Here is a 14,419-nt window from a genome sequence, read left to right on the forward strand (position 1 = left end):
GACCGGTGGATAGCATCCGGTACATTCGGCGCCCGCGGGGAATGAGGAGAGGTCGGCGTTGACCATCGAGATTCGAGTGCTCCAGGCCTTGCGGCTGAAGGGCCGGGCCAAGGCCGACATGATCGCGTCGGCTGCCGGGCTGTCCGAGGCGGAGGCTACCCCGGTGCTGGCCGCCGCGCAGGCCGCCGGGCACGCCGAGGAGGCCAAGGACCGGTTCAAGCTGACCCCGGACGGCCGGGCGCACCTGCGGGGGATGATCGCGCGGGAGCGGTCCGGGGTGGACCAGGACGCGCTCTCGGCGGCCTACCACGAGTTCGACACGCACAACAGCGCGTTCAAGCAGCTGGTCACCGACTGGCAGCTGAAGGACGGCGGGACCCCGAACGACCACACCGACGCCGACTACGACGCGAAGATCGTCGCGCGGCTGGGCGAGCTGCACACCGGGTTCGCGCCGCTGGTGGACCGGATCGTCGGCCTCGCGCCCCGGCTGGCGCACTACCCGCCCCGGTTCGCCGACGCGCTGGCCAAGGTGAGCGCCGGCGACCACGGCTGGCTGGCCCGGCCGCTGATCGACAGCTACCACACGGTCTGGTTCGAGCTGCACGAAGACCTGATCGGGCTGCTCGGGCTGTCCCGGGCCGAAGAGGCGGCCGCGGGGCGGGCCGAATGACCGCTACGTCCCAGCCGTCGCTGCTGGCCCTGGACGGCCGGACCGGCGCGGACCGGGTGCTGCTGGGTGGCAAGGCGGCCAGCGTCGAGCGGATGCGCCGGCTGGAGATCGACGTCCCGCCGGCGTTCGTGCTGACCACGGCGGTGTGCCGGCGGTTCTACGACCCGGCGGACGGCGACGGTTCGGTGCCTTCCGACGTGTGGGCCGAGGTGCCGGCGGCGGTGGCCGAGCTGGGCCGGGTCACCGGGCGCACCTTCGGCTCGGGCGATCGTCCGCTGCTGGTCTCGGTGCGGTCGGGTGCGGCGGTCAGCATGCCCGGGATGATGGACACGGTGCTCAACCTGGGCATGACCGAGGCGGTGCGCGACGCCCTCGCGGCGGAGTCCGGCGACCCGGAGTACGCGTCGGACGTGTGGCGGCGGTTCCACGAGCAGTTCGAGAAGGTGGTGGGCGAGCCCGCGCCGGCCGACCCGTGGGCGCAGCTGCGGCTGGCCGTGGCGGCGGTGTTCCGGTCCTGGCAGTCGACGCGGGCTCGCGCGTATCGGCGTGACCGGGGCATCCCGGAGGACGGCGGCACCGCGGTGACGGTGCAGGCCATGGTGTTCGGCAACGTGGACGACCGGTCCGGCACCGGCGTGCTGTTCAGCCGGGACCCGCTGGGCGGCGGCGCCGAGGTGTACGGCGAGTGGCTGCCCCGGGGCCAGGGCGAGGACGTGGTCTCCGGGCGGATGGACGCGCTGCCGCTGGCCGAGCTGGCCGGGTCCATGCCCGAGGTGCACGCCGCGCTGATGGACGCCACGAGGCGGCTCGAGCTGGACGGCCGGGACGTGCAGGACATCGAGTTCACCGTGGAGCGCGGCCGGTTGTGGCTGCTGCAGACGCGGGCGGCGAAGCGGGCGCCGGAGTCGGCCGTGCGGCACGCGGTTTCCTTCGTCCGGGAGGGCCTGATCACCCCGGCCGAGGCGCTGGACCGGGTGACCGCGGAGCAGGTGGAGACGCTGCTCAAGCCCCGGGTGGACGCCCGCGCGGCCCGTTCGGCGGCTGTCCTGGCGACCGGGAAACCGGCCTGTCCCGGCGTCGCGGTCGGCACCGTGGTGACCGACGCCGACGACGCACAGGACCAGGCCGACGAGGGCGTCGACGTGGTGCTCGCCCGCCCCACCACCGACCCGGACGACGTGCCCGGCATGTCGGTGTGCACCGCCGTGGTCACCGAGCTGGGCGGGTCCACCTCGCACGCCGCCGTGGTGTGCCGCGAGCTGGGTGTGCCCTGCGTGGTGGGTACGGGCGCGGGCACGGTCACCTCGCTCGGCGGCCGGGTGGTGACGGTGGACGGCACCGCCGGCGTGATCTACGACGGCGCGCTGCCGACCGCTTCACCTGCCTCGTCGAGCGATCCCGACCTGGCTCAGCTGACCGAATGGGCGCGGGCCGAGACCGGCAAGGACGGGTCGTTGGCGGAGCTCCTGCGGGCTCGCTGAGGGTTTCGGGCGGCGGTTCAAAGACCGGCTTGGACGGCGCCGGCCGGGGTGGTCCGCCGCGACTTGGCCCGGCCGGTTGCGGCTCGTTCCTGGCGCGGGCTCGGGTGGTCTGCCGTGGCCGGGGTGCCGCCCATTGCGATTCCGTGTGGTGCGGTTCAGGGATTGGCTTGGACGGCTCGGCGTGGGCTGGTCTGCCGCGGCTGGGGTGGGGCCGGTTGCGTTCTCTTGCGGCGCGATTGTCACTTCCGTTTCGTGAGGGGAACATGGTGGGGGTTGTCGGAAGATCGAACCCCTATGGTGTCTCCCTTGCGCAACCAGAGTGACGAATGGTGCGGTTCCGGCGCCTGTTTCATGGTCATCAGGACATAGCGGTCGTTTTCCGGGCCGCCAGGCGACCCTGGTGTCCTGATGACCATGAAATTAATGATCATCAGGCGCTCAGCGCGGTTTCGGACGGCCGAAACAACCGTGAGTGCCTGCTGATCATGAAAACGCAACGGCCGGCGAGCCGCGGCAGACCACTCGAGCCGCGCCACGAACGAGCCGCAACGGCCGCGCCCCAGCCGCGGCAGACCAGCCCACGCCGAGCCGTCCAAGCGGATCTTTGAACCGCCGCCCGAAACCCTAAAGAGCCCCGAGCAACTCCCGAGCCGCCCGCTCCCCGGAAGCGCTCGCGGTGTTCAGGCTGGAAACGCAGAAGTAATCCCCGGCCAGCCGCACCCGCCGGTCCCCGGCGGACCGCGACTGGAATGAACGCATCGCGGTCCAGTAACCGGGGCGGGACTGCATGACACATGGGTGCGCCCGGGTCACGTGAGTGAACTCGGCGTGGTCGGCCAGCCCGGGGACCAGCGGTTCGGCGGCCTCGATCAGGGTCTTGGCGACCAGTTCGTCGTCCTGTTCGTACAGCTCGCGGCACCAGTCCGAGGAGGGGTAGAGGCCGACGCTGCCCTTCCCGGCCGGCGCCCGGCCGGGCACCTTGTTGTGCTCCAGTGCGATCGCCAGCAGGCGTGGGTAGTCGCGCGCGGGCGGGAAGATGTAGCAGGACCGGATGTCCGGCGCCACGTCCACCGCGACGTTGCAGACGGTGATGTACGAGTAGGCCACCTCGTTGGCCAGGAACTCCCGCCGCTGGGCGTCCAGGCCGGTGTGGATCTCCGCGGTGACCCCGGCGGGGCAGGCCAGGACCGCGCCGGCGAACGACTCGGTGTGCTCACCGGTGGCGTCCCGCCAGGTCAGCTCCACCTCGTCCGGCCGCTCCTCGACCGAGCAAACGGTCGCGCCCAGCCGGGTGTCGAACTCGCGGCTGACCAGCTCGGCGTAGGACCGCATGCCGCCGCGGAACGCGACGAACCGCTCGCCGGTCATGAACGCGCCGAACACGTACAGCAGGTCCACCGCCGACACGTCCGCCGAGGGGCAGCCGACCAGCGCGCGCACGCACGGGTCGCCCAGGTAGTCGAACAGCTCCTCGCCCAGCCGCGCGCGGCCGTACTCCTCGGCCGACAGGTGGTCCAGTTCGCACAGCAGTGACAGATCCTCGACGGAGGCCTTCTTGCGGTACCGGACCAGGTCCGCCGCCAGCCGTAGCAGCCCCAGCTTGGCCCGCGCGGAGACCAGCTCGGTGCGCAGCCCGTCGCGCACCAGCCGGGCCGAGTCCAGGTAGTGCACCCGGCCGTCCCGGCCGGGGAAGCCGAGCACCCCGGAAGCCGGGACGATCTCCGAACCCAGCCCGGCCTGCTCCGCGATGCCGAGGATGCTGCGGTAGCTCCGGGCCATCACACTCGGCCCTTCCTCGATCATGAATCCGTCCCGGACCACGGTGCGCATCCGCCCGCCGACCTGGTCGTTCCGCTCGAACAGGCGCACCTGGTGGCCGGCCCGCCGCAGGCGGAACGCGGCGGCCAACCCGGCCGCACCGGATCCCACGACGGCTACCGGCAGCCCAGAAGTGTCCATCGTGCCATTTTAAACCGAACGCTGTCCGGAAACCAGGGATCCGTTCAACAGCATGCGTAACGCACCGAGCACCTGGCGGATCCGTTCCGGCGGGGACTGGAAGCCGGAGTCCAGGGCCAGCCCCCAGACCAGGTCCACCAGCACCTGGGCGACGTCCGCCGGCACCAGCTCGGGATTCAGCTCGCCGCGCCGCAGCCCGGTCTCGACGCACTCGACGAAGTACTGCCTGACCTGGTTGAACTGCCGCCGAGACTGCTCCCGCAGCTCCCGGTGGTGCACCGCGTCCAGGGTCGAGGTGACCCAGAACCGCACGAAGGTGTTGTCCGTGTCGTTGACCCGGATCGCGGCCTCGAACAGGCCGTAGATGCGCTCGGTGGCCGGGCGGTCCGGGCCGGGCACTCCGGCCATGATCTCGGTCAGCGCCTCCTGCTGGATGGACCGGAACGCGGCGCGGTGCAGCTCGATCTTGTTCGAGTAGTAGTTGGCGATCGCGTTGCGGGTCAGCCCGGCCTCCCGGGCGATCTCCTCCATGGTCGCGCGGTCGAAACCGGTCGCGCTGAACACGTTGCGGGCCGCGCGCAGGATGCGCTCCCGGGTCGCCGCCCCGTCCGCCCCCGGCGGTCGGCCCCGCCGCGCCTGGGTCTCGGTCATGCCCCAAACCCTACGTGTGGTGGGATGCGGGGCGTGGCTGGTGGATCATTGGTGGCGGACCTGGTGCTCTCCGGTGGCGGGGTCAAGGGCATCGCACTGGCCGGCGCGGTTGCCGCGCTGACCGACGCCGGGTACCGGCCGTGGCGGGTGTCCGGGACGTCCGCCGGGGCGATCGTCGGGGCGCTGGTCGCGGCCGGGTTGACCGGCGACACGCTGTCCGAGACCGCGATGCGGATGGATTACGAGAAGTTCGCCGACCGGGTGCCGCTGGATAGGATCCCGCTGGTCGGCACCGGCCTGGCGCTGCTCGCCGACGACGGCCTCTACCGGGGCGACTACGCCCGCGAGTGGGTGGCCCGGGAACTGGCCGAACTGGGCGTGCACACCTTCGGTGACCTGCGGCTGGACGACGACCAGCTGCCGCCCGAGCAGCGCTACCGGCTGGTGGTGACCTGCGCGGACGTCACGCTGGGCCGGCAGATCCGGCTGCCCTGGGACTTCCGGGCGGTGTACGGGCTGGACCCGGACCGCCAGTCGGTGGCCGACGCGGTGCGCGCGTCGATGTCGCTGCCACTGCTGTTCCGCCCGGTGACGCTGACCAACCCGGACACCGGGCGGCGGTCCACCGTGGTGGACGGCGGGGTGGTGTCCAACTTCCCGATCGACTCCCTGGACCGCACGGACGGGAAGCCGCCGCGCTGGCCGACCTTCGGCATCACGCTGCTGCCGGACATCCCGGGCGGGGACAACGGCCTGCTGCCCGGCTGGCTGAGCCGGATCATTCCCGCCCCGGTGCGCCTGCTGGAACGGGTGGTGACCACCGCCGTGATCGGCCGCGACCAGGCCTACCAGCACAAGCCCTGGGTGGAGGCGCGCACCATCGCGGTGAACTCCACCGCCGCCGGGTTCACCGACTTCAACATCACGCCCGAACAGGTTCGCGCGCTGCACGACGACGGCTACGCGGCGGCCGAGCACTTCCTCGCCGGCTGGAACTGGCGGACCTACCTGGACCGGTTCCGCGTCCACCCCGCCTAGACTCGCCATCCGTGCCCGTTCCCCTGGTGATCGACACCGATACCGCCCAGGACGACTGCATCGCGTTGCTGGTCGGCCTGCTCGACCCGGCGGCCGACCTGCGGGCGATCACCATGGTGGCCGGCAACCTGGGCTTCGACCAGCAGGTGCGCAACGCCTTCGCCACGCTGTTCGTGGCCGGCCGGCTCGGCGAGGTGCCGGTGCACCTGGGCGCGCGCCGGCCGCTGGTGCGCGAGGCGGTGGACGCCTCGGACGTGCACGGTGACGGCACCGGCGGCCTGGCCGCCGAGCTGGCCGCCCGCCACCCGTCGTTGGCGGCCGCCGCGCCGGCCGCCGAGCACGCCGTGGACGCGCTGATCCGGCTGGCCGCCGAGCACTCCGGTGAGCTGTCCGTGGTGGCGATCGGCCCGCTGACCAACATCGCGCTGGCCATGCTCAAGGACCCGGAGTTCGTGGGCAACGTGCGCAAGCTGTACGTGATGGGCGGCTCCAACAACGGCCGGGGCAACATCACCGCCGCCGCCGAGTTCAACTTCTACGTGGACCCGGAGGCGGCGCGGGCGGTGTTCCGGGCCGGGTTCGACGTGGTGGTGCTGCCCTGGGACCCGGTGACGCTGCGCGACGCGGTGTTCGACCAGCCGGTGCTGGACCGGATCGCCGCGCTGGACACCCCGCTGGCCCGCTTCTTCACCCGGGTGTGCGCGGCCACGCTGGAGTTCGACCGCCGGGTGGGCATCGACGGCACCACCCACCCCGACTCGCTCACCGCCGCGCTGGCCCTGCACCCCGAGCTGGTCACCTCGGCCGGGCGCTACCACGTCGACGTGGAAACCGCCGGCGAACTGACCAGGGGATACTCCGCCATGTCCTGGGGCGTCCACACCCTCGAACCCAACGCCACGGTGATCGAAAAAGCCGACGCCCCCGCCTTCCGCCACTACCTCCGCACCCTCCTCTCCCGCGAGTCGGCGGTTTCGTAAGCGCGACTCGGCGGTTCCATCAGAGGTTTGACATGCAGCCATGCGGCTGCCTATGCTGCAAAAGGCAGCCAGAAGGCTGCACTTCAGAGGAGAAGGCGATGGACGAGGTGTTCAAGGCGCTGGCCGACCCCAGCCGGCGCCGGCTGCTGGACAGCCTGAACGCCCGCAACGGGCAGACCCTGCGCGAGCTGTGCGCGGGGCTGGACATGGCCCGGCAGTCGGTCAGCAAGCACCTCGCGCTGCTGGAGGCGGCGAACCTGGTCACCACCGCGCGACGGGGTCGGGAAAAGCTGCACTACCTGAACCCGGAGCCGATCAACGCCATCTCCGATCGCTGGATCAACCAGTACCACCGGGGGCGGATTCAAGCCCTCGCCGACCTCAAGACCGCCCTGGAGGCACCAGCCATGACCGGCCAGCCGGAGTTCGTCTACACCACCTACATCAACACCAGCCCGGAGAAGCTCTGGCAGGCTCTGACCGAGCCGTCGTTCACCCGCCGCTACTGGGGCGAGAACGAGTTCGAGACCGACTGGAAGCCTGGTTCACCGATGACCTGGCTGAACAAGGGCGTGCGGATCAGCGACCCCCGGCAGCGGGTGCTCGAGGCCGACCCCTACCGGCGGCTGGCGTTCACCTGGCACGTGGTGACCCCGGAGTTCGCCAAGTCGGTGGAGATCGAGGACGAGGTACGGGAGAAGCTGGCCGCCGAACCGATCTCCAAGGTCAGCTTCGACATCGAGCCGGTCGGCGAGCTGGTCAAGCTGACCGTGGTGCACGACGGGTTCGAGCCGGGCAGCACCATGTTGGAGATGGTCGGCACCGGCTGGCCGCACCTGCTCTCCGACCTCAAGACGCTGATGGAGACGGGGGAGACCCTGCCGGAGATCGACTGGGCGGCGGCGTCGGCCGGGTGAGCCCCGGCCGACTGACCAGAACGGCCACGCCCACCGCCAGCCAGGCCGCGCCGAGCGCGATGCGATTGAGGCCCATGGTGCGTTGCGGCTGGTCCGCGACGGCTGGCGGCATGCCTGGGATTCTGCCGTCGAAGATCCCGTCCCGTCAGGGGTGGCGACCGGCGAGGACGCAGAACTCGTTCCCCTCCGGGTCGGCCATGACGATCCAACTCTGATCGCCCTGGCCGACGTCGGCGAGCCGCGCACCCAGGTCGAGCAGGCGGCGCACCTCCTGGGCCTGGTCCCGGTCGGTCGGGCTGAGGTCGAGGTGGAGCCGGTTCTTGACGGCCTTGCCCTCCGGCACGCGCGCGAAGGCCAACGTGGGCGGCACCGGGCCGGGGCGGCTCCGGCCCTCCGGCACCTCGGGGGAGCCGATCGTGACGAACCCGTCCTCTTCGCCCCGCACCTCGTAGTCGAGTACCGAGCACCAGAACCGGGCGAGCCCGTCGGGATCGGCGCAGTCGATCCCCAGCTCGGTGAACTTGCTGGCCATGCTCGGGACGGTAGTGGCGGCGAGCCGGGAGCGGGCTCACCGACTCGCCGCCGTGGGGATCAGCCCTGGCGGGCCTTGAAGCGGGGGTTCTTCTTGTTGATCACGTAGACGCGGCCGCGGCGGCGGACCACCTGCGAACCGGGCTTGCTCTTCAGCGAGCGGAGCGAGTTGCGCACCTTCATGACGCGGAGCTTACATGATAATGGAAGTCGTTATCATATGAGTTCCGACACCACGCTCCGCACCTGTTCGCGCAACCAGGCGTGTTCGGGGTCGGCCGAGTGCCGGGGGTGCCAGGCCATGCTGACCTCGACCGCCGGCAGCTCCAGCGGGATCACGAAGGTGCCCAGCCCCAGCGCCCGGACGGCGGCCGCGCCGAGCCGGCGGGGGGCCAGGCCGACCAGGTCGCTCTGTCCGATCAGGAACAGCCCGCCGGCCAGGGTCGGCGTGCAGGCCACCACCCGGCGGCGCAGCCCGTGCCCGGCCAGCAGCTCGTCGATCGGGCCGCGCAACCGGCCCCGGCGGGATACCGAGATGTGGTCGGCGGCGGCGAACCGGGCGAGGTCCACCGGGCCGTCGGCCAGGGGATGCCCCGCGCGCAGCACGCCGACCCCGTCCTCGGTGAGCAGCGGCTCCAGCTCGATCTCCGGTTCGCGCACGTTGATCCGGCCGAGCTCCAGGTCCACGCTGCCGTCGCGCAGCGAGGGGGTGTCCTCGTGGCTCTCCGCCATGAACCGCAGGGTCACGCCGGGGGCTGCCTCCCGTACCCGCCGCAGCAGCCGGGGGCCGATGCCGCTGAACACCAGGTCGCCGACCTGCACGGCGAACTCCCGTCGCAGGGCGGCCGGGTCCACCGGCACGGCCGGCACGAACAGCGCCGATGCCTCGTCCAGCAGCGCGCGCACCCGGGGCAGCAGCTGGACCGCCCGGGGCGTGGGGACCATGCCGCGCCCGGCGCGGACCAGCACCGGGTCACCCAGGGCCCGGCGCAACCGGGCGAGGGTGCGGCTCATCGCCGGGGGCGAGGTGTGCAGGTGTTCGGCGGCGCCGGTGACGCTGCCGTGCTCCACCAGGGCGTGCAGCGCGGTCAACAGGTTCAGGTCCAGTTTGGATTCCACTTTGGACAACTCTCCATGACGAGGAATGCACTGGTCGTCAATCAAGGAGGACCTTAGCGTGGCGGTATGCCAACCACTCTTGATCAGGAGCCCACCGCTGGTGTGCTCGGCGGGCTGCTCGAGGCCGAGCGCGGCGGAGACCTCGACGCGATCGCCGCCAGCGGCCTGACCGGCAGCGAGAGCTTTCCGCTGCACCTGGACGCGGCCAGCCGGGCCGACCTGCTGAAGGACGTCTACATGTCGGTGTCCGCCGAGGGCGGGCGGTTGCTCTACCTGCTGGCCCGAGCGACCGGGGCCCGCACGGTGGTGGAGTACGGGACGTCGCTGGGCATCTCGGCGATCTACCTGGCCGCCGCGGTGCGGGACAACGGCGGCGGCCGGGTGATCGGCACCGAGATCCAGCCGGAGAAGGCCGCCCGGGCCAACCGCAGCTTCGCCGCCGCCGGGCTGGCCGGGGAGATCGAGCTGCGGGTGGGGGACGCCCGGGAGACCCTGCGTGACCTGCCAGGGCCGGTGGATCTGCTGTTGTTGGACGGCTGGCCGGACCTGGGGCTGGACGTGCTGCGGGTGGTCGAGCCGGCGCTGCGGCCCGGGTCGCTGGTGCTGGTGGACGACGTGGAGATGAACTTCGGCGCCGACGTGCACGGCCCGCTGCTGGAGTACCTGGCCGGGGACGGCTACGTCGCGCTGCGGCTGCCGATGGCGGACGGCATCCAGGTGGCGGTCAGGCTCTGAGCGGGCCGGGCGGGCGGGACATGGTCCAGGTCGTCGGGCCGCCGTGCGGAAGCTCCACCTCGCCGGTGATCGAACCCGGGCTGCTCGCCGCCGACGCCCAGGGCATACCGTGCTACCTGGAGACCTCGCTGGCCGGCAACGTGTCCCTGTACCGCCGGCTCGGGTTTCAGGTCAACCCGTCGCGAAACGCTCACTGACGCCGGTGCGGGAGGCGGCACCGGTGTGCCAAGGTGTCGCCCGGTCGGGGTGGGGGCCTACGCAGCGCGACTCGTGCGCGTTCGGATTATCGGGCAAGGGTGTTCCCCGGGCGGGGTGGCGCCGGCGGCGACCGGGGCGGGCGGCGCCGGAGACGCGGCCGGGCGAGGGTCGCGACGGCCGCCCGGGTCGGGTCGATGCGGCAGGTAGATCTCTTGCCGGTCAGGCTTCGGGGGGTGCCCAGCCCGCGCGCGGGCCGGCTCGGGCGGGCCGGCCCGGGCGCCGGTCAGGGGATTAGGACACCGTTCGGTATCGACCGTGGATACCGCCGCGGGTATCACCCATCGGAGGGGTAAAGAGTGGTACGGTAACGATCCAGGTCACCCGGGCCGCGGATTTTGCCGCACCGGGTGTGAGCCTGGCCAGGTCGACTGATCTGCTGAAGTCTGCCAGCTGTTGGCAGTTGTTATAGTGCTGGTTTTGGGACGCTTCGAACTCGGGCTCCGGTCCTGGAGGTGGGTGGGTTGGTCGACGTGGTTCGGCGGGGCGAGTCCCCGTTGGGGCCGGGTTCGGGCGACGGGATGCGACGGGGCGGTCCGACGGTTCTGCGGCTCATGTTGGGTGCGCAGCTGCGCCGGTTGCGTGAGGCGCGCGGCATCTCCCGGCAGGATGCCGGCTACTCAATCCGTGCTTCCGACGCGAAGATCAGCCGCCTGGAACTGGGCCGGGTCGGTTACAAGCAGCGCGACGTCGCGGATCTCCTGACCCTCTACGGGGTCGAGGACGAACGCGAGCGCGAGGCCTTTCTGACGCTGGCCCAGCAGGCGTCCTCCCCGGGTTGGTGGAACAAGTACAGCGACGTGCTGCCGGCCTGGTTCGAAATGTATGTCGGGCTGGAGCAGGCCGCGTCGGTAATTCGTAGCTACCAGGTTCAGTTCGTCCCGGGCCTTTTCCAGACCGCCGACTACGCGAGGTCGGTCACGCTTCTCGGCCACCCCGGAGCGCCGCCCGACGATGTCGATCTCCGGGTCGACCTGCGATTGGCGCGCCAAGAGATTCTCACCGCCGGCGACGCGCCGCGCGTCTGGGTCGTGGTCGACGAGGCCGCGCTGCGCCGGCCGGTCGGCGGGGCCAGCATCATGCGTTCCCAATTGGAACACCTGGTCGAACTCACCGAGCTGCCGAATGTCACCCTGCAGGCCGTGCCATTCCAGGCCGGCGGGCACGCGGCGGCCGGCGGGCCATTCAGCATTCTGCGTTTCTCCGACCCGGACGTGAACGACGTCGCCTATCTGGAACAGCTGACCAGTGCGCTCTATCTGGACAAGAGCGTCGACGTCGACAATTACCTCATGGTCATGGACCGGCTGTGCGCCGAGGCGGCTTCGCCGGTCGAGACGCGCAAGCTGCTGGCCAAGCTCATTCGCAGCATGTAGCTCACCGCTCGCCTGACGGCCCCGGGTCACCTTCGACCCGGGGCCGTTTGTCGCGACTCCCACGAGGTGCTCCATAACCGCTGTGACCAGGCAAAAGGCCATCTGTGTCAGCGAGTGGACGACCGTTCGGAGCTAGTTGAGCCCGCACGAAATTCACCGAGTGACGGGTCGGCGACGCCAGGTGACCGTTCAGCGTCCCGTGCGCCTGCATCGTCAGTTGCACTTGCACCTGTAGCTATCAAATCAATTATGGTTATCTCGAAGCACGCGCCGGAGGCGATCTGGACGGCCGCCGGGTCGCTTGATCTCCGAGCGTGCTCGTGCCTCGTGGGAAACCAATGAGGTGTCGAGATCGAAACACCCGGAGAGGGGTAGAGATGTCCCACAGCGACGTTGACTCGACGGCTTCCCTGGCCATGGGTTGGCGAAAGAGCACCCGCAGCAACCCGAGCGGGGAATGCGTTCAGGTTGCCAAGCTCACCGACGGCCAGCTGGCGGTCCGTAACTCCCGCGACCCGGAGGGCGGCACGCTGTACTTCACCCGCGGCGAGATGGTTGCCTTCCTGGCCGGTGCGAAGGCCGGCGAGTTCGACGACATGATCGACTAGGCTGTTATTCGCGCCACACGACCGGCGCGAAGTGGCAACCCGACTGAGGCCCCGCGATTCTCGGAATCACGGGGCCTCAGTTATGTCGTCGAATTGATTATGCGGTGGCGGCGCGGGGCTCGTCCGAACGCATGACCGACGGGTCGTGTTCGGTGACAACCACGTGCAGGCGCACCGGGGTTACTTCGGCGGCGGGGCGCCGCTGCCGGCGGAACTCGAACTTCCGCCGCGTGGACCAGGAGTGCAGCCAGGTGGCCAGGTACCGCATGTAGGCCATGGTGAGGTCGTCACGCTCGGCGCGCCGCTTCATGCCGGACGTCCCTCCGGTGGGCGGAGAAGAGTGTGCGCGCCCGACCGTCCGGGCGTTGCCCGCTCGGCGTGACGATCACTGCACATCTTTGCTCCCGTCGCTCGCAGGCTCGTGCCCCGGGGGACCCGGAGAATCGGTCGGCGGCGCCTGGTCGATCTCCATCCGTGCCGGCAATTTTTCCTGATGTCGGTGACGAATGCAAGTGCATCTGCACGCGATTGAGCGTGAAAATACCTTTGCTGTCAGGTAGTTGATTCTTCAAGTTCTTGGTCTTGCGGAGCCGGTTCGGTGAGCCTCCGGAGCGACCGCCTTCACGGCCACCCTCGGATATCCGATGCTACGGGGTGAAGTAGGTGGCCCACATCGCGCGGTCGGGGGCTATGCCGCCCCGTCTGCGGCGTGTCGGACCCCCGAACGGGCGGGTGACGGCCAACCCTCGCGGGGCCGGGACGCGAAACCGGGCCGCACCCCTGGGGGTACGGCCCGGTTCGAGAGATTGCTTAGCGCTAAGAGATTTTCTAGGAGGCCGGAGCGGCGTGGAACCGCGCCCGCAGCAGGTGCCGGCGGCTGTCCGTGAAGCCGGTCCGACCGTGCAGTGCGAGGTGGTTGTCCACGATCAGCACCGCGTCGGTGGGGATCGCCGCGCAGAACTCGTCGGCGTGGCCGTCCATCTCCCGGTAGAGCACGTCCAGCGCGCTGCGCACCTCGGGCGTGGCGTGCTCGGGGAACTTGGCCAGGCCGTTCTCGATCTTGTCCTTGCGGAACTTCCACATCGGCGACTCGCCGAGGATCAGATCGTGGCTGTACCCGGCCTCGTCCACGGTCGCGCCCTTGCGGAACGCCTTGGGGACCCGCATGGGCAGCCGGGTCTTCGACAGCACCTGGACCGCGGCGCGGCCCTCCTCGGTGCGCTCCAGCTCCCGCTTGAGCACCCGGCCGTCGGTGAGGAAGGTCTCCCCGCCACCGCACTCGGCCGCACGCGTCGAGTAGAGCAGGAAGTACCGGTCGGGGAAGGACGAGTAGGAGGCGTCGGTGTGGTACTCCGCCTCGCGGTCGTTCTCCGAGAAACTGGAGTGCTTGGGGCCGGGCGACCCGGTCATCTCCTGGTTCCGCACGTCCCACACCACGCGGTTGTCCACCGGGTGGGTCCACACCACGTCGCCGAGCAGCGCAGACAGCGCGTAGATCACCTTGCGCTGGTCGTCCACGTCCAGCTGGGCGAGGCCGAGCTTGCTGTAGAGGATGCCGCACGCGCCGCCGGCGAACAGCTCGCGCACGTGGTCGGTGAGCCCGGTGAGCTGGGGTGCGGCCGCGCGCAGGCGCGCGCGGAGCTCGGCCGGGTCGTTCGGCGGGACCATCTCGCTGCCGGCGAGGTCGGCGCCGAAGTACTCGGTCAGCGCCGCCTTGATCGCGTCGGTCTCGATGGCCCACTGGTCGTTCGTCACCTCGGCGATGCTGTTGATCTCGTCAACGGCCGAGGTGGGGGTGTCCGCAAGTCCTGTGGACATGGATTGATGCCCTCCAAGCCAAACTTCAGTGATGTTGAAGCCAACCCCCGGTCGCTTCGGTCGGACTGACCGCCGCGACCGGGGGACGTCTGACTTCGGGTCTACTCCTTGCCTGATCGGGTCCGCCACCCGGGGTGGCGAAACCCGGCGCCCGGGTTAGCGGGGTGCCTGGCCGCCCGGGGCCACCTGCGCCTGCGGGAGCAGGATCGGCTGGCCCTCGCGCAGACCGGAAACCACCTCGGTGTTGTCGTCACCGACCATGCCCGGCTGGAACGGCT

At 70.6% G+C, this 14,419-nt stretch carries 17 protein-coding genes; 9 read left to right on the top strand and 8 right to left on the bottom strand.

Annotation, left to right across the window (positions count from 1 at the left end; genetic code table 11):
- Positions 1-58: 58 nt before the first annotated feature.
- Both ABEB12_RS29735 and ABEB12_RS29740 read left to right on the top strand, forming a co-directional pair.
- Positions 59-673: a hypothetical protein gene (locus ABEB12_RS29735; protein WP_185059886.1), complete on the top strand. Its 615-nt coding sequence runs from the start codon at positions 59-61 to the stop codon at positions 671-673.
- On the top strand, positions 670-2,154 hold the full coding sequence (locus ABEB12_RS29740; protein ID WP_185059887.1) for a pyruvate, phosphate dikinase: 1,485 nt from the start codon (positions 670-672) through the stop codon (positions 2,152-2,154). Before ABEB12_RS29735 ends, ABEB12_RS29740 begins: the two co-directional genes overlap by 4 nt.
- Before the next feature lie 239 nt (positions 2,155-2,393).
- Here ABEB12_RS29740 and ABEB12_RS29745 read toward each other — a convergent pair whose 3' ends face one another.
- From ABEB12_RS29745 to ABEB12_RS29755, 3 genes are all read right to left on the bottom strand, one after another.
- Positions 2,394-2,690 (bottom strand): hypothetical protein, encoded by a 297-nt coding sequence (locus tag ABEB12_RS29745; protein ID WP_185059888.1) that lies wholly within the window; start codon positions 2,688-2,690, stop codon positions 2,394-2,396.
- Between the two features lie 88 nt (positions 2,691-2,778).
- On the bottom strand, positions 2,779-4,113 hold the full coding sequence (locus tag ABEB12_RS29750) for an FAD-dependent oxidoreductase (protein ID WP_185059889.1): 1,335 nt from the start codon (positions 4,111-4,113) through the stop codon (positions 2,779-2,781).
- 9 nt (positions 4,114-4,122) lie between these two features.
- On the bottom strand, positions 4,123-4,764 hold the full coding sequence (locus tag ABEB12_RS29755; RefSeq protein ID WP_185059890.1) for a TetR family transcriptional regulator: 642 nt from the start codon (positions 4,762-4,764) through the stop codon (positions 4,123-4,125).
- Between the two features lie 33 nt (positions 4,765-4,797).
- On the opposite strand from ABEB12_RS29755, the gene ABEB12_RS29760 reads away from it, so the two are divergent.
- From ABEB12_RS29760 to ABEB12_RS29770, 3 genes are all read left to right on the top strand, one after another.
- Entirely contained in the window at positions 4,798-5,802 is a 1,005-nt protein-coding gene (locus tag ABEB12_RS29760) for a patatin-like phospholipase family protein (protein WP_345703254.1), read from the top strand.
- 11 nt (positions 5,803-5,813) lie between these two features.
- Complete coding sequence (locus ABEB12_RS29765; protein ID WP_185059892.1) at positions 5,814-6,782, top strand: nucleoside hydrolase; 969 nt, start codon at positions 5,814-5,816, stop codon at positions 6,780-6,782.
- A 98-nt stretch (positions 6,783-6,880) separates the two neighbouring features.
- Positions 6,881-7,699 carry a metalloregulator ArsR/SmtB family transcription factor gene (locus tag ABEB12_RS29770; protein WP_185059893.1) on the top strand — a complete coding sequence of 273 codons (819 nt, stop codon included), beginning with the start codon at positions 6,881-6,883 and terminating at the stop codon, positions 7,697-7,699.
- 145 nt (positions 7,700-7,844) lie between these two features.
- Here the strand turns inward: ABEB12_RS29770 and ABEB12_RS29775 are convergent, their stop codons facing one another.
- From ABEB12_RS29775 to ABEB12_RS29785, 3 genes are read right to left on the bottom strand one after another with little or no spacing between them, the layout of a single operon-like run.
- Positions 7,845-8,231 (bottom strand): VOC family protein, encoded by a 387-nt coding sequence (locus ABEB12_RS29775; protein ID WP_185059894.1) that lies wholly within the window; start codon positions 8,229-8,231, stop codon positions 7,845-7,847.
- 59 nt (positions 8,232-8,290) lie between these two features.
- Positions 8,291-8,413: a type B 50S ribosomal protein L36 gene (gene ykgO, locus ABEB12_RS29780; RefSeq protein WP_185059895.1), complete on the bottom strand. Its 123-nt coding sequence runs from the start codon at positions 8,411-8,413 to the stop codon at positions 8,291-8,293.
- A gap of 33 nt (positions 8,414-8,446) precedes the next feature.
- Complete coding sequence (locus tag ABEB12_RS29785) at positions 8,447-9,349, bottom strand: LysR substrate-binding domain-containing protein (RefSeq protein WP_185059896.1); 903 nt, start codon at positions 9,347-9,349, stop codon at positions 8,447-8,449.
- A gap of 66 nt (positions 9,350-9,415) precedes the next feature.
- Here ABEB12_RS29785 and ABEB12_RS29790 point away from each other — a divergent pair, with 66 nt between their 5' ends.
- The 4 genes from ABEB12_RS29790 to ABEB12_RS29805 all read left to right on the top strand — a co-directional run bounded on the left by ABEB12_RS29790 (position 9,416) and on the right by ABEB12_RS29805 (position 12,323).
- Positions 9,416-10,084: a class I SAM-dependent methyltransferase gene (locus ABEB12_RS29790; protein ID WP_185059897.1), complete on the top strand. Its 669-nt coding sequence runs from the start codon at positions 9,416-9,418 to the stop codon at positions 10,082-10,084.
- A 20-nt stretch (positions 10,085-10,104) separates the two neighbouring features.
- Positions 10,105-10,281, top strand: a complete 177-nt coding sequence (locus tag ABEB12_RS29795) for a hypothetical protein (RefSeq protein ID WP_185059898.1) — start codon at positions 10,105-10,107, stop codon at positions 10,279-10,281.
- A 612-nt stretch (positions 10,282-10,893) separates the two neighbouring features.
- The gene (locus tag ABEB12_RS29800; RefSeq protein ID WP_345703255.1) at positions 10,894-11,715 is read left to right on the top strand and encodes a helix-turn-helix domain-containing protein; all 822 of its coding nucleotides are present in this window, start codon (positions 10,894-10,896) and stop codon (positions 11,713-11,715) included.
- Between the two features lie 377 nt (positions 11,716-12,092).
- The gene (locus ABEB12_RS29805) at positions 12,093-12,323 is read left to right on the top strand and encodes a DUF397 domain-containing protein (protein ID WP_221497607.1); all 231 of its coding nucleotides are present in this window, start codon (positions 12,093-12,095) and stop codon (positions 12,321-12,323) included.
- Positions 12,324-12,420: 97 nt separating this feature from the next.
- Here ABEB12_RS29805 and ABEB12_RS29810 read toward each other — a convergent pair whose 3' ends face one another.
- Both ABEB12_RS29810 and ABEB12_RS29815 read right to left on the bottom strand, forming a co-directional pair.
- Complete coding sequence (locus ABEB12_RS29810; RefSeq protein ID WP_185059899.1) at positions 12,421-12,633, bottom strand: hypothetical protein; 213 nt, start codon at positions 12,631-12,633, stop codon at positions 12,421-12,423.
- A 518-nt stretch (positions 12,634-13,151) separates the two neighbouring features.
- Positions 13,152-14,141: a TauD/TfdA family dioxygenase gene (locus ABEB12_RS29815; RefSeq protein ID WP_185059900.1), complete on the bottom strand. Its 990-nt coding sequence runs from the start codon at positions 14,139-14,141 to the stop codon at positions 13,152-13,154.
- Between the last annotated feature and the right edge of the window lie 278 nt (positions 14,142-14,419).

The organism is Actinospineispora eucalypti, assembly GCF_039543365.1.
Lineage (GTDB): Bacteria > Actinomycetota > Actinomycetes > Mycobacteriales > Pseudonocardiaceae > Pseudonocardia > Pseudonocardia eucalypti.